This is a genomic window from Thalassospira australica (genome assembly GCF_044790785.1).
Lineage (GTDB): Bacteria > Pseudomonadota > Alphaproteobacteria > Rhodospirillales > Thalassospiraceae > Thalassospira > Thalassospira australica_A.
In genome coordinates, this window is the sequence record NZ_CP085258.1 from 4,367,093 (window position 1) to 4,383,423 (window position 16,331).

Genomic DNA, 16,331 nt, shown 5'->3' on the forward strand with positions numbered 1-16,331 from the left:
GTCACCGGTCAACTCCTTGCAAAATCATCACCACGCCTTCCGGGTCAACCAGGCTGGCATGGGTGGTTACAGTGAATGTCCAACCGGCCGCACGTGCTTCGGCCAGCTCATCCTCGAAGGCACGTCCCTTCAGCAATACATAATGTCCGCCCGGTTTCAGATGTCGTTGGCCGAGCTCCAGAAGCTTGGGCAGTGGCGCAAACGCACGGGCCGTAATTACACCGGCCTCACGTGGTGCGGCCACTTCGATCCGCTCCCTAGCAATTTTCGTCTGGCCCAAGACACCGCAAACCCTTGCCGCTTCCAGCAAAAATACGGTTTTCTTGGTGTTTGATTCCATCAAGACAACGTCATTTGCGCCCAGAACCGACAAAACGATCCCCGGAAAACCTGCGCCGGAGCCGAAATCGACGATCTTCCCGCTACTAGCCACATCTTTCAGATACGGCCAGAGCTGCGCGGAATCCTGCAAATGACGTGCCCAGACGTCTTCCGCTGTACTGGCACCAACGATATTAATCTTCGGCTGCCATTTGACAACGAGATCGGCATACAGGCCAAGACGGTCCAATGTTTCACGTGAAACATTCAAATCGGTCTCAAACCATGTTTTTACGGGTTCTGAAATGCATTGCATGTTCGAGTTATAATCCGCGTTAACAAATCGCACCAGACTTGATTTTTTAAACAAACATGTTTCACCGCGTTGAAATCGATAAATTTCACAAAAAACATGAAAATGTTTCACGTGAAACATTCCTTACGCAGGTTGGAGGCGATTGGAATAAGAGGTGGCTTCAATGTTTCACGTGAAACATAGCTGTTAGTTAAGCTCCAGCCTATTCAACATAAATAGTTACTCCCATGTAAGCGGAAGCGCAGGTTCAATTATCCCGTGATGAGGTCTTCAAGAAGGCTATCTGAACTCCTCTTGCCTTCGCGGGAATGACACCCGAAGGCAAGAAAAGCAGCGCACTCTTATAATAGAGTTCGCTGCCTGTGTTCTCGTTGCAGTCCGATGCGGATCAAGCCCGATCAGGCGCTGCGTGCAATCTTGTGCTTATGGCTTTTAATATGACCAAGCAAGGCGGTCACAGCAGCCGGGGTTACGCCCGGAATGCGCGATGCGGCGCCAATGGTTTCCGGCTGAATTTCTTTTAGCTTCAACCGGATCTCTGCGGAAAGGCTCCCGACACTATCAAAGTCAAGATCGCGCGGCAGGCGCAATTCTTCGTCCCGGCGGAAGGCAGCGACGTCAGCGGACTGGCGATCCAGATAGCCTTTATATTGCGCATCAATCGAGACCTGTTCGCGAATCTCCGGAGTGATATCGGCAAGCTGTGGCCAGACGTCGATCAGGATATCAAAATCAATATCTGGATACGCAAGAAGGTCATAGGCAGAACGGCGCACACCATCCTGATTGATCCGGATACCAAGTTTGGACAAGCCATTCGGGGTTTCGGTGAGATAGGAAACCGTACGCTTGGCAAGATCAAGCGCTTGTTTTTTATCGTCCCAAACCTGCTGTCTATGCGAGCCAACGCAGCCAATTTCAAGACCGCGGTCGGTCAAACGCTGATCGGCGTTGTCGGCCCTCAACATCAACCGATACTCGGCGCGCGAGGTAAACATACGATAAGGCTCTCTCGTGCCCAACGTCACCAAATCGTCGATCATCACACCGATATAGGCGTCAGCTCGATCAAGAACAAATTCGCGTTCGACAGCCTCCGCTGTGCTGCCCGCAACAAGGGCCGCATTAACACCGGCAACAAGTCCCTGCCCCGCGGCTTCTTCGTATCCGGTCGTGCCGTTGATCTGCCCGGCAAAGAACAGCGCACCAACTTTCTTGGTTTCCAGTGTATGACGCAATTCTCGCGGATCGACGAAATCATATTCCACCGCGTAACCGGGACGGAAAATCTCGACCTTTTCAAGCCCCGGAATAGTCGCCAGCATGGCAAGCTGTACTTCTTCGGGAAGTGAGGTTGAAATGCCGTTCGGATAAACCGTCGGATCGTCGAGTCCTTCCGGCTCCAGGAAAATCTGATGCTGATTCTTTTCCGCGAAACGCACGACCTTGTCTTCGATGGACGGACAATAACGCGGGCCGCTGCTGGTGATCTGACCGCTATACATCGGCGCGCGATGCAGATTCGCCCGGATGATTTCGTGCGTTGCCTCTGTCGTCCAGGTCATATGACACGGAACTTGCGGCACGGTAATTTCGTGGCTTAGAAAGGAAAAAGGCTCCGGCGGATTATCGCCTGGCTGCTCCTGTAAGCTGGCCCAGTCAATTGTCCGGCCATCAAGTCGTGCTGGCGTTCCGGTTTTCAAACGGCCCAAACGGAAACCGAATTTTTCAAGCGTTTCGGAAAGTCCCATCGCCGGAGCATCGCCGATTCGGCCCGCCGGAGTGGTTTTTTCTCCAATGTGAATAAGACCGCGCAGGAATGTTCCAGTTGTCAGAACCACCGCACCGGCATCATATTCGCGCCCGTCTTCGGTAATTATACCGGTCACGCGGCTGTCACCGCCCTCGGCAATTTTAAGGTCGTGAACCGCGCCCTCGATGATTGTCAGGTTTTCCTGATTGGCCAGAATATCCTGCACCGCTTCGCGATACAGCTTGCGATCAGCCTGCGCGCGTGGGCCACGCACAGCCGGTCCCTTGGAGCGGTTCAGCATTCGGAACTGGATACCGGCCCGGTCAATCGCACGCCCCATCACACCATCAAGCGCGTCGACTTCACGGACCATATGCCCCTTGCCTAGCCCGCCAATCGCCGGGTTGCATGACATTTCGCCAATGCGGTCGGCCCGGTGCGTGACCATCGCGGTTTTCGCACCCATGCGCGCTGCGGCAGCGGCGGCCTCGCACCCGGCATGACCGCCGCCAACAACAATCACATCAAAACGGTTATTCGACATCAAATGCCTCGTTGAATTCATTGATCGCGCGAAGACCATGGCATCGGGTCAAAGCAACACAGCTTGCACGTCTTGTTCAGGTCTTAATTCACAATCACGCTTCATCGGCAGGACCAATGTTTCACGTGAAACAATTTCTGATAATCTTATTTGCCGATACAGAAATCGCCGAAGATAATATCAAGCAAGTCTTCCACATCGACGCGTCCGGTGATCTTGCCGATTTCACGCACGGCGAGGCGAACATCCTCGGCCGCCAGCTCGGCAATGTCGGTCTGCAATCCGCGATCCAGATGATCACTGGCACGTTCAAGTGCCTGGCGGTGCCGCAGCCGTGTCAGGGGCACCGGTCCCGCAAAATCGAGCCCCTCTTTTACGCGAGTCTCCAGCAGTTGCAAGAGGCTTTCCACCCCCTGCCCGGTCATGGCCGATATGGGCAAAACGGGGAGCTCAAGCGGATCACCGCCTGCCGATTGCCCGGACCATGTTGCCGGAATGTCGCCCGCATACGCCCCATCGACCTTATTCACCAGCAGGATCGTATTACCATCAATTAGGCGCGCGGCCTCGGCATCGATGCCCGGCCAGTCGCCCCGATCCACCACGACAAGGCGCAGATCGGCATCCTCGGCCCGGTCGGTTGCACGCCGCACCCCTTCTGTTTCGATCACATCGCCACTTTCGCGAAGGCCCGCGGTATCCACCATGGTGACCGGAAAACCGCCAAGGTCGAGATGAACCTCGATCATATCGCGCGTGGTTCCTGCGATCTCGGACACAATCGCGGCCTCCCGCCGGGCCAGCCGGTTCAGCAGACTCGATTTCCCGGCATTGGGCGCCCCCAGAATGACGATCTGGAACCCTTCGCGCAGCCGTTCGCCGCGTCGGTTATCGGCCAGATGCTTGGTCATTTCGCCGTAAACTGATACCAGATCGCCGCGCACGACAGGCACAATGCCGCCCGGCAAATCCTCGTCGGGGAAATCGATATCGGCCTCGATATAGGCCAGTGCCTTCATCAAACGCGAACGCCAGTCTTCGTAAAGCGCTCCTAGCTCGCCCGCCATCTGGCGCACCGCCTGCTTGCGTTGAGCAGCAGTTTCGGCATCAATCAGATCAGCAATACCCTCGGCCGCAGTCAGGTCCATTTTCCCATTTTCAAAGGCACGTCTGGTATATTCGCCCGGTTCCGCAATGCGCAAGCCCGGCTGTACGGCCAGACAATCCAGAACTCCATCAATTACCGCCCGACCGCCGTGAGTATGAAGTTCGACGACGTCCTCGCCAGTGAAGCTGGCGGGAGCAGCAAAATAAATAGCCACCGCATCGTCAAGTCGCTCGCCCGTTCTCGGGTCGCGGATCGGTGCATAGATCGCATGGCGCGGCTTTGGCAAGCTGTCACGCCCCAGAAGCGCACAGAGCGTCGCCCCGGCCATCGGCCCGGACAAACGGATCACCGCGACCCCGGCCCGCCCTGCGCCGCTTGACAGGGCGAAAATCGTTTCTGTATGGGCGCTCGGGGTTACCTTGTGGGTCGCGTTACTCGTCATCCGTCTCCTGCCTAATCCGTCCGCCGTCCAAAGGAAAATGTTGCTGGCTGTCCATATTGTTCACCGGCCAGCACAGGTCAACATATAGCTGCAATTGCAAACAGGGCTTTAAGGCGGGGGAAGAAGATAACAAATGCCTTAACGACTTTTACGCCTTACCCGTGATGCCCACGAGGCGAGAATCACGGTTCAAGCTTGCTGACCACGCAAAAGTACCCGGCTTCCCAGTTGGCCCGACCTACTGATCCATCCCGAGCTGCAGACGCTCAACCACCTGCCCGCCGACAAGATGGTCATTGAGGATGGCATCAACATCTTCCGTTGTCTCGTAACGATACCAGGTTCCTTCGGGATAGATCACCATCACCGGACCCAGTTCGCAACGATCAAGGCATCCTGCGGTATTGATGCGAGTCGTCGGCAGGCCAAGTTCCTTGGCGCGGATTTTCATGTAATTGCGAAGCTTCGTCGCCCCTTTAGAATTGCAGCATCCGCGTTCATGCCCAGAAGGACGTTCATTCTGGCACACGAAAACATGCGCCTGATAAAAATGTGTTTCGGTACTCAAGCTGATCAGTCCTTGGTGGTATCGCCTGAGGCATTAAACTGGCTCCAGAAAGCTTTCTGAAGCTGGTCCCAGTTCTGCATACCCTGCGGCAGCCAGGTATTGAGCATGGTTTCGGGGTCCATTGCCGCAAGATTGGCTTTCATCCGGTCCTCGATATCCTTCATCAAAGCCTGCTGCATGGGCTGCACATCGGGCAGTCCGAAAAAGGTGCGCAGTTCTTCCGGCGTGCAATCGATATCCACGGAAACTTTCATCGCCCTGATCTCCTCGGTTTTATCTTCTGATTTTTATGCCGTCCATTATGGACGCCCTTGCGAAGTTCTCAATCACTATCGCCTCCCGGGCGCTTCCAATCGGTTAAAAGCCGATAAAATCTTGCAGATTTTTCCAATCCCATCCGTTTGCCCCCCTTGCCTTTCCATTCAGGGGCTTTACCCTTACATCAACAAAAGACGACAGATGGGTACGCCGCCTATTTCCCGCAACCCGACAAAGCCCGCGACCATCAGACCGGTTTCAGACGGGTGACAGGACACGATGCCATGAAACTCGCGCATAACAATCTCGGTTCGGAAACCAGCCCCTATCTTTTGCAACACCGCGACAACCCGGTGCATTGGCAACCTTGGAGCACCGAGGTCTTGGCTGCCGCCAAAGCTGCCAACAAGCCGGTCCTGCTGTCGATCGGCTATGCGGCATGTCACTGGTGCCATGTCATGGCCCATGAAAGTTTCGAGGATGACAGCATCGCAGCCCTGATGAACGAGCTGTTTGTGAATATCAAGCTCGACCGCGAAGAACGCCCCGATCTGGACAGTGTTTATCAGAATGCGTTGGCACTTCTGGGCCAACAGGGCGGATGGCCATTGACCATGTTCCTGACCCCGGATGGCGATCCGTTCTGGGGCGGGACCTATTTCCCCAAAGAAGCGCGCTATGGCCGACCGGGATTTGGCGATGTGTTGAAATCGGTCGCCGAAATTTATGCCGGTCAGCCCGAGAATATCCGCCACAACGTCACCCAGATTGGACAGGCCTTGCAGCAGATGAACAGCGGTGCCACCGGTTCTGTCCCGTCGCTTGCGATGATTGATCAGTGCGGGCATGGCTGTTTGCAGATCATGGACGAGCAAAATGGCGGCACCAATGGCGCGCCGAAATTCCCGCAGCCGAGCCTGCTTGCGCTGTTGTGGCGCACAGGAATGCGGACCGGAGCTGACGCGCTTAAACGTATTGTCCGCCACAGCCTTGATCGCATGTGTCAGGGCGGAATTTATGATCATGTCGGAGGCGGTTTCGCCCGCTATGCAGTCGATGACCAGTGGCTGGTGCCGCATTTCGAAAAGATGCTGTATGACAATGCCCAGCTGATCGACCTTCTGTGCGATGTCTGGCGCGATAGCGGCCCTGACGGTAAAGACGGCCAAAACCCGCTTTACGCAACCCGGATTGCCGAGACCGTCGACTGGATACTACGCGACATGCGCATCCCTGGCGGCGCCTTTGCCGCCAGCCTCGATGCCGACAGCGAGGGCGTCGAAGGCAAGTTCTATGTCTGGGACGAGGCCGAAATTGACGAAATTCTCGGTGACGATGCTGCACTGTTCAAACATATGTATGACGTCAGCCCCACCGGGAACTGGGAACATAAAAACATCCTGAACCGTACGAAATCCGGGCTGGAACTGTCCGATCCGGAAACCGAAAAGAAGCTTGCCGATATGCGGTCCAAGCTTCTGGCCGTGCGTAACAAGCGCGTTTGGCCAGGTTGGGATGACAAGGCACTGACCGACTGGAACGCAATGACGATTGCAGCCTTGGCCGAGGCCGCGATGGTGTTCAAACGCGCCGAATGGCTCGATTACGCCAAGCTTGCCTATAATTTCGTGATCAACAGCCTGATGACAGGTGAAAAGGGCCATGGCCACAGGCGTTTCCTGCACAGCTATCGCAACGGCAAGGCACAGCATGCCGGCATGCTCGAAGATTATGCCCATATGATCCGGGCAGCGCTTCGGCTTTATGAGTGCTTTGGCGAAGACACCTATTTACGCGAAGCCACCGAATGGTGCGAAACGGTCGAAAACCTGTTTGCCGATGCCAAGGGCGGCTATTTCCAGTCAGCATCGGATGCCACGGATCTGGTGGTGCGCCAAAAACCCTATATGGATAATGCGGTTCCGGCCGGAAATGCGGTGATGGCGCAAAATCTGGCCCGTCTTTATGCCCTGACCGGCGATACCAAATATCGCGACCGGGCAGAAATCACCATTGCCACCTTTGCCGGGCGGATGGATGACCAATTCCCCAATATGCCGGGCCTGCTTCTGGCGGCTGAAATGTTGCAAAATCCGGTACAGATCGTGCTGGTCGCCAAGAGTCGCAGCCAGGTTTACATGGAAATGCGCCGCGCGATCTTTGCCACCTGCCTTCCCAACCGGGCGATCACGATTCTGGCCGATACCGATGCCCTGCCCGACCTGCATCCGGCCAAGGGTAAAACCGCGATCAAGGGCCGCGAAACCGCCTATGTCTGTCAGGGGCCGGTCTGTTCCGCACCGGTGACCAATGCCGAGGACCTTGCCAAACTGCTTGCCGATCTGCCGAACAAGGCGGCATAAGAAAGACAGCAATTCAGTGCGTCCCCATCCAAAATGTTTCACGTGAAACATTGGTCATGGTCGCCCAGTATTCCCGCCGCAGCATACAGGATTTCGGCCATGCCCCAGATTTCGATGAACAGCCCGATCGGGGCGATTACGGTTTTCGAATTTGACGATCAGATCGTCGCGGTCGATTGGGGCTTTGTCGAGGATATGGAAGCAAGCCCGGTTCTGGACGAGGCCAAGGCGCAGCTTAACGCCTATTTCGATGGCAAGCTTGATGCCTTTGATCTGCCGCTTGCCCCCGATGGCACGGATTTCCACAAGGCCGTGTGGGAGGCGATGTGCAAAATCCCGCTGGGCAAAACCGCGACCTATAAGGATCTGGCGATGGCAGTCGGTGCTCCAACAGCCTATCAGGCGGTTGGCACGGCCTGCGGGTTGAACCCGATTCCGATCATCATTCCATGTCACCGGGTTCTGGCAAGTGGCGGCAAACCGGGCGGTTATTCCGGCGATGGCGGGCTTGAAACAAAACGCGCGCTTTTGAAAATCGAAGGTGTCGATCTGGTTATCCCAAGCGATCAGGGTAACCTGTTCTGAACAAACAGCCGTTAGCCAATTTTGGCTGGCATTCCATCAGGTGAAATACCGTCTTTTAACATCCGTCGGAACGGGCAAAACCAAACCTGCCGGATAGCAAAATGCCGTTTTCTGACATAGACTTGGTTCATTGATCAGACAAGCGTCAAAATGGCGCATTAACGGGAGGTCTCCATGACCAAAGCTTTCCGATTTTATGAAACCGGCGGCAGCGATGTGCTGCGTTTTGAAGATGTCGAGGTTGGTGCACCGGGTGCCGGTGAAGTTCGACTGCGGCAGGAAGCCATCGGCCTGAACTATATCGATATCTATTTCCGTTCCGGGGTTTATCCCGCCCCGTCCCTGCCATCGGGCCTTGGACTTGAAGGTTCGGGCGTGATCGAGGCCGTTGGTGACGGTGTGACTGACCTTGCAGTTGGGGATCGGGTTGCCTATGCCGCACAGCCGCTTGGCGCCTATGCCGAGGCACGTGTAATGCCGGCCAAAGGTCTGGTTAAAATCCCCGACGGGATCAGCTTTGATCTGGCAGCTGCTGCAATGTTGCAGGGCATGACTGCACAATATCTGCTGCGCAGAACCTATCACGTCAAAAAAGGCGATACGATCCTGATCCATGCGGCTGCAGGCGGGGTTGGCCAGATTGTCTGCCAGTGGGCCAAACATCTGGGTGCCACCGTGATCGGCACCGTCGGATCGAAAGAAAAGGCAGAGATCGCCAAATCCAAGGGATGTGATTATCCGATCCTCTATAGGGAGGAAAAGGTATCCGAGCGTGTCAAAGAGATCACTAACGGCCAAGGCGTTGAAGTTGTTTATGATTCCGTCGGAAAGGATACCTTTGACGATTCGCTCGATTGCCTGAAACGGCTTGGTATGATGGTCAGTTTCGGCCAGTCATCAGGCGCTATCCCCCCCGTCCCGCTTAAAGCACTCGCACCCGGAGCCTATTTTCTGACCCGGCCGAGCGTCTTCCAGTATACCGCCACCCGAGAAGAGCTTCTGGCAACCGCGAACGAGCTGTTTGATGTGCTGAAATCCGGTGTGGTGAAAATCGATATCGGTGCGGCCTATGCCCTTGTGGACGCCAAACAGGCCCATGACGATCTTGAAGGCCGCAAAACCACCGGCTCGGTGATTTTGAAGCCGTAAGCCAGAATACCATTGAAAAACATGGATTCCAGCCGTCGCAAGAATGACCGTTAACAGCCAGAGGCAGGGTTAAACCCCTGCCTCTTCTTCTTCGGTGTGCCAAGCGCGGACGTCACGCGCGATGGCATCGAAACGGTCTGACAGACCGAGGCTAGCAATGCGGCAGGGTGCAATCACCGCCTCTGCCCAATCGACATAGCGCAGGATCTGTTCCCGGTCCCAGCCAATCGGCGTATCGGTCAGCATCGCGCCGACATTGGCGACCTTGTCCGCCAAGCGAACCAGTTTTGCACCGTCGCTGAGATGCAGGGCGGTTTCGATCTGACGGGCTTTGCGATCATCGCGTGGCAGGGCCTTGTCGTCGCTGACCTCAAGCACGATATCCGCGATCATCTCATTGAAACAGGAGGCAATTTCATCGCGAGTCGCGCCACAATCCTCAATCACGTCATGCAGAACGGCAGCACAGAGCACATATTCATCCGTGTCCGGTTCGCATTCGACGATCAGGCGTGAAACCTCGATCGGGTGATTGATATAGGGTTCATGGGCCGGGCCCTTGCGGCGCTGGTCGCGATGCGCGCGGGCGGCAAAATCAACGGATTTCAGTAAAAGCTGCATCAGCCTTTGGCATGTAGTGAACACGAAGGTCAAGGGTCACATGTGAACGCGGCCACTGCAAGCATTGATGGCTATCGACATCAAAAATCTGCGCCCCACATAGAAGACAGACGCACTTACAAGCAGGAGACAGATTGACATGTCCGGGGAAATGCACCTGAAACTGACATTGCAAAATACCGGTTCCACCCCCCTGCATCTGACCAGTCTGGCACCGCAAAGCGGCTGGCAATCCGCCCCGCCCCACCATCTTGCACCCGAAAGTACCAGCATTTGCGACATCGCTGCAGCGGGCGAGCTTGCGATCACGCTGCGATACGGCACCCATCATATCGGACTGCATCTTGATCACGGGGCGCTGCATGTCGATCCTGGCGATGCGACGGTCAGCCGACAGAAGCTTGACGGGCATTCTGCCGAGGTGACGCTGTCGATGGTGTAAGACGGTTTGCCAGTTTAACTAACTGCACAGTTCGCACATTCCATCAAGCAGTAGCTTGCCGCCGATTGCACCGGGCACAGCGCCGAAAACCGCATCGATCCCGCGAAAAAAGCGCCGATAGGTTCGAACGGCAATGCAGGTGGAAAACAGCGCGACATAGGTTCCGTAGATTACCAGTGCCGAACATGACACCAGGAATTCGATTTCCATCAGGGCCGGATGTACGAGGCCAGAAACATCGATACCGTCACCCACATAAGAGCAGCCTTCGGATTCGTCAGCACAACCAGAAATCCGGTGCGATAGGCAGAAAGGCCAAAGCCCTGGCGAAGCCAGCTGCCCCAAATTTTGGGCCGTACCGGTACCAGTCGAATTTTTAAAGCAGGATCGAAGCGATTTAAGTGCGAGATACAGTAAGTAACTACCACCACAGCGGGTAGGTACAGTTCAAGCGAAGTCGATCACACCCCGGAAAAGTCCAAGATGCCATCAAATGGCGTGATCAGCCATTCATTGAATCGAAGAAATCGTCGTTGTTCTTGGTGGTTTTGAGCTTGCCGAGCAGGAACTCCATCGCGTCCTGCGGCCCCATCGGGTTGAGGATACGGCGCAGAACCCACATTTTCGACAGAACAGCCTTGTCTACCAACAGTTCTTCCTTACGCGTACCCGATTTAAGGATATCAATAGCCGGGAAAATACGTTTGTCGGACAGTTTGCGATCCAGAATAAGCTCGGAGTTACCGGTCCCTTTGAATTCTTCAAAGATGACCTCGTCCATACGCGAGCCAGTATCGATCAGGGCGGTTGCGATGATGGTCAGTGAGCCGCCTTCTTCAATGTTACGTGCCGCACCGAAGAAACGTTTCGGGCGTTGCAGCGCATTGGCATCGACACCACCGGTCAGGACCTTGCCGGAGCTTGGAACGACGGTATTATAAGCACGGGCAAGACGGGTGATCGAGTCCAGCAGGATGACGACATCATGCTTGTGTTCAACCAAGCGTTTGGCCTTTTCCAGAACCATTTCAGTGACCTGGACGTGACGCTGTGCCGGTTCGTCGAAGGTCGAGCTGATAACCTCGCCCTTTACCGAGCGGTCCATGTCGGTCACTTCTTCAGGGCGTTCGTCGATCAGAAGAACGATCAGATAGGCTTCCGGATGGTTTTCCTCAATCGCGTGCGCAATGTTCTGCAGCATCACGGTTTTACCGGTGCGCGGCGGCGCGACGATCAGGGCACGCTGACCTTTACCCAAGGGCGAAACAAGTTCGATCACCCGGTTGGTGGTGTCCTTGTTGCCTTCCCGGTCAAACTCGCGCTCCATCTTGAGCGGCTGATCGGGATAAAGCGGGGTCAGGTTATCAAAATTGATGCGATGACGAACTTTTTCCGGCGCATCAAAGTTGACCTTATCGACCTTGAGCAACGCGAAATAACGTTCGCCCTCTTTCGGTGAACGTATCTGGCCTTCAACCGTGTCGCCTGTGCGCAGACCGAAGCGTCGCACCTGACTTGGCGAGACATAGATATCGTCCGGACCGGCGAGATAGTTTGCCTCGGGACTGCGCAGAAAGCCAAAGCCGTCCGGCAGTACCTCCAACACTCCCTCGCCAAAAATTGCGTGGTCGTTCTCGGCCAACTGTTTGAGAATAGCAAACATCAGCTCCTGTTTGCGGAGCGTGCTGGCATTTTCGATTTCGAGTTCCTCGGACAGGGCAAGAAGCTCCGTCGGGGATTTCTTTTTGAGTTCCTGAAGATGCATATGTGCGTTTAATGATCTTGTGATTGCCGGGAAGGGCGATGATTGAAAGGAGAGGAGGTTTAGAGAGGAATGCGGCTGACGGTCAGGCAGAACAACGGGGCTTGCGGACCGGTCAAAACCTAATAGTTGTGAAGCAGGCAGGACTGTTTCATGTTTCAGGATCGAAACATGCGAAAGTGATACAGCCGAACGCAATAATAGTCAAACCGTGTTTCGCCAAAAGAGAAGAATTTAACCGACAAAGTTGCTTAAACAGCACAATTCCACAGATTTTAGTTAGCAACTTGCAGTTATGTCACGAAAATGACTTAGCAGTTACGACATTTTTTCCCGCATAATTTCAAGCATGCGGACAAGCTGATCGTTGCTTAAGCCGGCGATGCGTTCGGACAAAAGATTGGCAAGTTCGGTAGCTTCTGGTTCGAGCCCCGCCGTATCGACCGTGATTTTCGGATGCGATAACTGGGCTAGGCGTTTGATTTCATCGACTTCGTCCCAGACCAGATTGAAATAACCGCAAATCTGCTGCACCAGACCGGGGCTTGGCCGACCGCGATGGCCGTGTTCAAGGGCAGATAGATAGGCCGGTGAAAGCTGCAAGGCGTTGGCCATGTCCGTCAGGGTGACATTGTGCCGCGCCCGTAATTCGCGAATACGATTACCAAAAGGTGTCACGGGCGTCTCCGTTTCAGCAAAACATAAAAAGCGCCCGATCCGCCGTGCTGGATACGGGCTTCGCTGATGGCGAGAATACGGGTGCGAAGCCTTGGCGCGCTTAGCCATTGCGGGGTGCGTTGGCGCAAAAGACCGGTGCGGCCATATTCATCAGCACGCGATCCTTTGCCCGTAATCACCAGAACACACCGTTTTCCAGCCCGCCAGCTATCTTCGATAAAAGCATTCAGTGCATGGTGGGCGACATCCTGGGTCATGCCGTGCAGATCGATACGGCCATCAATTGACATCTGGCCTTTCTGGAATTTTTTGGCCGTCGACTTATCAATATTGTCGGTGACACCGGGTTCAAGCTCGGCCAAGGCGCGGTTTTTGATCTGCGGCCCGCGGTCAGCGTTGCGTGCGGAGGGCAGGTTACGTGCAGCACGGACTTCTTCAGCCTTGTTGATTTCGCCCTGCAGATCATCAGGAAGCGGCATGGCCGTGTCGCTTTTGGGATGGTCGTCGTCAAGTTCAAACACGACGTCGTTGCCCTTGCGCTGTTTGGAACGCAGGGGCTTGACATCACGCGTGAAAATTTCCCAAAGGGCCTTTTCTTCGTCGCTGACGGAGCGCCGTCTTTTATGGGTTTTCTTTTGTGTCATCCACCAGAACGATATGCAAACGGCGCGGTCCGTGCGCGCCTAGCTGTATCGTCTGTTCGATATCGCCTGTTCGCGACGGGCCTGTCACCCAAAGGAATGTTCGCGGCATATTGCCGCTTCCTTCCCGTTCGCGCAACCTCGCCCATACTTCTTCATAAGTTCCGACGATGTCGCTGGCTTTTAAAACGGCAATATGGGTCTCGGGAAGCATATTGAGCGTATAAGGCGTATCGGCCCCGCTTCGCAACATCAGGCTTCTTCAAGAAGCTTTGTGGTCGAAAAGCGGAGCATATCGACCAGACAAGTGATAACCAGGCCAACGCGTGGTTTGCCATCGCGGGAGTTTGACGACGTCATGACGGATCCCCTCTCTGGTCCCTGTCTATGCGACTATGCGGATCCCATGTCGCAGCGAAGCCTTGCAATTGGTAATACCAATTTTAAAGGGTCGGGTCCAGAACTTGATGATTGCACCAAATGCGGATGTTCACTAACCCGGATCAGTCTTCGCGGCCGAAAAGATCAATGCAGGCAATACCGTTATTATCGAGATTCAGCATCGCACGCAGAAAGGCGCTATCGGTATTGGTCGACAGGCTATGTTTTTCACGCAAGGCAATGAATTGGCCACTTTCTTTATTCTTATCGAGTGAATTTTGCAGATTCACGATATCTTCTGTCAGGGCGGCCTTGCTGATGGCGATGTAAAGGAAACAACTGCGATAGGGCAAAACCCCGTCAATATCGCGTTGCTGCGCGCTTGGATCGACGATGTCGCGATAATGGCGTAGGACCGAGCCGCCAATCGCGATTAGATCGACACGTTCGGCTTGAAGCATCGGCAACAGCAAATTTTCGCGCGGGATCAGGACCAGTTGCTGCGCGCCGCGCTGACGCAAATAGGCTTCGCGCGCTGACCCCAGCAAAACCCCAATCCGCGCCGACGTCAGAATGTCGCTAAATGCCATATTTTGCCATTTGGCATCGGCGTAACCATACAGGTTCCAGATCGTCCGGCTGACCGGACCGACCCATTTGAAGCTATCTTCGCGGTCAGCCGTCCGGGTTGTCGGATAAATCACATGCCGGTCCCCTTGAGCGGCCTGTTCGATGACCCGTTTCCAAGGAGCTTGCTGCGCCACGATATAAGGCAGCCCGGCATCTTCGAACAGTGCGATAACAAGCTCGTCGAAATAACCAAGTTCCGGACGAACCGATTCCGATCCGTCCCCGGATTGGTGAATGGTATAGGGCAGCGTTTTGTTCAGGTGAATACGCGAAGCACCACCGGATTCCTGCGCCCTTCCTCCCCCGGTATCGAACAGGACCATGCCCGACAGCACGATCAGGACAATAACGCATTGGGATAAGGAAACCACGATCTTTTGGCGGAAAATGCGGAAGGTAAAAAGTCTGGATGTAACGGCATATCGGAAAAACATGCCGGTCACATCATGCCTCTTCGTATTTGAACCAAAAAGCGTTTGGAATATTTTTTTCGATATAGGCGCGGTGGGCAGCGAGTTCCTCGTCGCTGATAATACATGGCCGCGGTTCGAGGCGGTTTTCCTTTGGACCTAGCTTGCGCGGGGCATCCCTATCAACCTTTTTTTGTCTATCCTTTGCATTGGAATCAAGCAAAAGTCCGTGCTGCCGGCCACCTAGCAGTTCAAGGTAGACCAAGGCTAAGAGATCGGAATCGAGCAACGCTCCGTGCAGGGTACGGTTCGAGTTATCAATCTTGAAACGACGGCACAGCGCATCAAGGCTAACCGGGGAGCCTGGAAACTTTTTGCGCGCCATCTGCACGGTGTCAATCGCGCGGTTCATGTCAATTTTAGGTTTGCTCAGCCATTCAAGTTCTGCGTTCAGGAATTTCATATCGAACGCAGCGTTATGAATCACAAGATGCGAATCATCACCAATAAATTCGAGAAAATCATCGACAATTTCGGCAAAAACCGGCTGGTCTTTGAGGAAATCATCACCAAGACCATGAACGTCAAATGCCTCTTTGGGCATCGGGCGTTGCGGATTGATATATTGGTGATACTGTCGCCCGGTCGGCATGTGATTAAAAAGCTCGATACAACCAATTTCTACAAGGCGGTGGTCTGCATAGGGATCAAGGCCGGTGGTTTCCGTATCGAGAACAATTTCACGCATGTCAGATCCGATTTTCCAGTTGGTCAATGATAGTTCGTATCGTATCGAAAGTTACCGCCCGACCCAAGCCGGTCGGAATGACAAAATCGGCTTTGCGGCGTTTTTCTCGATCTGGCATCTGTTTGGCAAGAATGGCGGAAAATTTGGCTTTCGTCATCCCTGATCGAGCCATAACACGTTGGCGTTGAATGAATCCAGGGGCGGATACTACCGCAACATAATTGCAGCGTTTTTCACCCGCTGTCTCAAACAGAAGTGGGATGTCGAGTACAACCACTGATCTTCCTGCCAATCGATGACGTTTGAGAAAGCGGTTTTCTTGAGCCTGGACCAGAGGATGCAGAATCGCTTCAAGGCGCTTCATGGCGACCGGATCGGTAAAGACCTTTGGCCCCAGAACCTGCCGGTCGATTTTGCCGTCTTTGAGTACATCGGGGAAAGCCGCAGTGACCGGATCAAATCCCGCACCGCCCGGCTCCATCAATTGATGGACCGTGGCATCGGCATCATGAACCGGCACACCGAGATATCGAAACATTCCCGCCGCGGTCGATTTACCCATGCCGATGGACCCGGTCAGTCCCAAAATTACCATATTAAATAGTGTCCAT

At 54.5% G+C, this 16,331-nt stretch carries 18 protein-coding genes; 4 read left to right on the forward strand and 14 right to left on the reverse strand.

Going from position 1 to position 16,331, the window contains the following annotated elements; genetic code table 11:
• Window position 1: 1 nt before the first annotated feature.
• The 5 genes from rsmG to LG297_RS20285 form a co-directional block, all read right to left on the reverse strand.
• On the reverse strand, window positions 2-748 hold the full coding sequence (rsmG, locus tag LG297_RS20265; protein WP_404423531.1) for a 16S rRNA (guanine(527)-N(7))-methyltransferase RsmG: 747 nt from the start codon (window positions 746-748) through the stop codon (window positions 2-4).
• Window positions 749-1,035: 287 nt separating this feature from the next.
• A complete protein-coding gene (mnmG, locus tag LG297_RS20270) occupies window positions 1,036-2,934 on the reverse strand; it encodes a tRNA uridine-5-carboxymethylaminomethyl(34) synthesis enzyme MnmG (RefSeq protein ID WP_404423533.1) in 1,899 nt (632 codons plus the stop codon).
• Between the two features lie 146 nt (window positions 2,935-3,080).
• Window positions 3,081-4,484, reverse strand: coding sequence for a tRNA uridine-5-carboxymethylaminomethyl(34) synthesis GTPase MnmE (gene mnmE / locus LG297_RS20275; protein WP_404423535.1), 1,404 nt, complete (start codon window positions 4,482-4,484; stop codon window positions 3,081-3,083).
• Window positions 4,485-4,722: 238 nt separating this feature from the next.
• On the reverse strand, window positions 4,723-5,052 hold the full coding sequence (locus LG297_RS20280; protein WP_404423537.1) for a (2Fe-2S) ferredoxin domain-containing protein: 330 nt from the start codon (window positions 5,050-5,052) through the stop codon (window positions 4,723-4,725).
• A gap of 5 nt (window positions 5,053-5,057) precedes the next feature.
• Window positions 5,058-5,306 carry a DUF6489 family protein gene (locus LG297_RS20285; RefSeq protein WP_404423539.1) on the reverse strand — a complete coding sequence of 83 codons (249 nt, stop codon included), beginning with the start codon at window positions 5,304-5,306 and terminating at the stop codon, window positions 5,058-5,060.
• Window positions 5,307-5,594: 288 nt separating this feature from the next.
• Between LG297_RS20285 and LG297_RS20290 the strand changes: the two genes are divergently transcribed.
• The 3 genes from LG297_RS20290 (at window position 5,595) to LG297_RS20300 (ending at window position 9,407) form a co-directional block, all read left to right on the forward strand.
• The gene (locus tag LG297_RS20290) at window positions 5,595-7,673 is read left to right on the forward strand and encodes a thioredoxin domain-containing protein (RefSeq protein WP_404423541.1); all 2,079 of its coding nucleotides are present in this window, start codon (window positions 5,595-5,597) and stop codon (window positions 7,671-7,673) included.
• Between the two features lie 99 nt (window positions 7,674-7,772).
• Window positions 7,773-8,258, forward strand: coding sequence for a methylated-DNA--[protein]-cysteine S-methyltransferase (locus tag LG297_RS20295; RefSeq protein WP_404423543.1), 486 nt, complete (start codon window positions 7,773-7,775; stop codon window positions 8,256-8,258).
• A 174-nt stretch (window positions 8,259-8,432) separates the two neighbouring features.
• The gene (locus tag LG297_RS20300) at window positions 8,433-9,407 is read left to right on the forward strand and encodes a quinone oxidoreductase family protein (protein ID WP_404423545.1); all 975 of its coding nucleotides are present in this window, start codon (window positions 8,433-8,435) and stop codon (window positions 9,405-9,407) included.
• 69 nt (window positions 9,408-9,476) lie between these two features.
• Here LG297_RS20300 and LG297_RS20305 read toward each other — a convergent pair whose 3' ends face one another.
• The gene (locus LG297_RS20305; protein WP_404423547.1) at window positions 9,477-10,028 is read right to left on the reverse strand and encodes an HD domain-containing protein; all 552 of its coding nucleotides are present in this window, start codon (window positions 10,026-10,028) and stop codon (window positions 9,477-9,479) included.
• A gap of 139 nt (window positions 10,029-10,167) precedes the next feature.
• On the opposite strand from LG297_RS20305, the gene LG297_RS20310 reads away from it, so the two are divergent.
• Window positions 10,168-10,470, forward strand: a complete 303-nt coding sequence (locus LG297_RS20310) for a hypothetical protein (RefSeq protein WP_404423549.1) — start codon at window positions 10,168-10,170, stop codon at window positions 10,468-10,470.
• Between the two features lie 18 nt (window positions 10,471-10,488).
• Here LG297_RS20310 and LG297_RS20315 read toward each other — a convergent pair whose 3' ends face one another.
• The 8 genes from LG297_RS20315 to coaE all read right to left on the reverse strand — a co-directional run bounded on the left by LG297_RS20315 (window position 10,489) and on the right by coaE (window position 16,315).
• Complete coding sequence (locus LG297_RS20315; RefSeq protein ID WP_404423551.1) at window positions 10,489-10,725, reverse strand: hypothetical protein; 237 nt, start codon at window positions 10,723-10,725, stop codon at window positions 10,489-10,491.
• Between the two features lie 247 nt (window positions 10,726-10,972).
• Entirely contained in the window at window positions 10,973-12,235 is a 1,263-nt protein-coding gene (gene rho, locus LG297_RS20320) for a transcription termination factor Rho (protein ID WP_404423553.1), read from the reverse strand.
• A 315-nt stretch (window positions 12,236-12,550) separates the two neighbouring features.
• Complete coding sequence (locus LG297_RS20325) at window positions 12,551-12,910, reverse strand: helix-turn-helix domain-containing protein (RefSeq protein WP_404423555.1); 360 nt, start codon at window positions 12,908-12,910, stop codon at window positions 12,551-12,553.
• Window positions 12,907-13,554: a Smr/MutS family protein gene (locus LG297_RS20330; protein ID WP_404423557.1), complete on the reverse strand. Its 648-nt coding sequence runs from the start codon at window positions 13,552-13,554 to the stop codon at window positions 12,907-12,909. Before LG297_RS20330 ends, LG297_RS20325 begins: the two co-directional genes overlap by 4 nt.
• Window positions 13,532-13,804: a lactate utilization protein C gene (locus LG297_RS20335; RefSeq protein ID WP_404423559.1), complete on the reverse strand. Its 273-nt coding sequence runs from the start codon at window positions 13,802-13,804 to the stop codon at window positions 13,532-13,534. The genes LG297_RS20330 and LG297_RS20335 overlap by 23 nt, the downstream gene beginning before the upstream one ends.
• Window positions 13,805-14,054: 250 nt before the next feature.
• Window positions 14,055-14,996 (reverse strand): substrate-binding periplasmic protein, encoded by a 942-nt coding sequence (locus tag LG297_RS20340; protein WP_404426973.1) that lies wholly within the window; start codon window positions 14,994-14,996, stop codon window positions 14,055-14,057.
• 10 nt (window positions 14,997-15,006) lie between these two features.
• Window positions 15,007-15,720 (reverse strand): DNA polymerase III subunit epsilon, encoded by a 714-nt coding sequence (gene dnaQ / locus LG297_RS20345; RefSeq protein ID WP_404423561.1) that lies wholly within the window; start codon window positions 15,718-15,720, stop codon window positions 15,007-15,009.
• A 1-nt stretch (window position 15,721) separates the two neighbouring features.
• On the reverse strand, window positions 15,722-16,315 hold the full coding sequence (gene coaE, locus LG297_RS20350; protein ID WP_404423563.1) for a dephospho-CoA kinase: 594 nt from the start codon (window positions 16,313-16,315) through the stop codon (window positions 15,722-15,724).
• Window positions 16,316-16,331 lie beyond the last annotated feature (16 nt).

Bases quoted from the DNA above. Each gene is read 5' to 3' on its own strand.
- LG297_RS20330 (WP_404423557.1), bottom strand. From the start codon at position 13,554: ATGACACAAAAGAAAACCCATAAAAGACGGCGCTCCGTCAGCGACGAA.
- dnaQ (WP_404423561.1), bottom strand. From the start codon at position 15,720: ATGCGTGAAATTGTTCTCGATACGGAAACCACCGGCCTTGATCCCTAT.
- LG297_RS20305 (WP_404423547.1), bottom strand. From the start codon at position 10,028: ATGCAGCTTTTACTGAAATCCGTTGATTTTGCCGCCCGCGCGCATCGC.
- LG297_RS20310 (WP_404423549.1), top strand. From the start codon at position 10,168: ATGTCCGGGGAAATGCACCTGAAACTGACATTGCAAAATACCGGTTCC.
- mnmG (WP_404423533.1), bottom strand. From the start codon at position 2,934: ATGTCGAATAACCGTTTTGATGTGATTGTTGTTGGCGGCGGTCATGCC.
- LG297_RS20335 (WP_404423559.1), bottom strand. From the start codon at position 13,804: ATGTTGCGAAGCGGGGCCGATACGCCTTATACGCTCAATATGCTTCCC.
- LG297_RS20340 (WP_404426973.1), bottom strand. From the start codon at position 14,996: ATGTTTTTCCGATATGCCGTTACATCCAGACTTTTTACCTTCCGCATT.
- coaE (WP_404423563.1), bottom strand. From the start codon at position 16,315: ATGGTAATTTTGGGACTGACCGGGTCCATCGGCATGGGTAAATCGACC.
- mnmE (WP_404423535.1), bottom strand. From the start codon at position 4,484: ATGACGAGTAACGCGACCCACAAGGTAACCCCGAGCGCCCATACAGAA.
- LG297_RS20285 (WP_404423539.1), bottom strand. From the start codon at position 5,306: ATGAAAGTTTCCGTGGATATCGATTGCACGCCGGAAGAACTGCGCACC.
- LG297_RS20300 (WP_404423545.1), top strand. From the start codon at position 8,433: ATGACCAAAGCTTTCCGATTTTATGAAACCGGCGGCAGCGATGTGCTG.
- LG297_RS20290 (WP_404423541.1), top strand. From the start codon at position 5,595: ATGAAACTCGCGCATAACAATCTCGGTTCGGAAACCAGCCCCTATCTT.
- rho (WP_404423553.1), bottom strand. From the start codon at position 12,235: ATGCATCTTCAGGAACTCAAAAAGAAATCCCCGACGGAGCTTCTTGCC.
- LG297_RS20295 (WP_404423543.1), top strand. From the start codon at position 7,773: ATGCCCCAGATTTCGATGAACAGCCCGATCGGGGCGATTACGGTTTTC.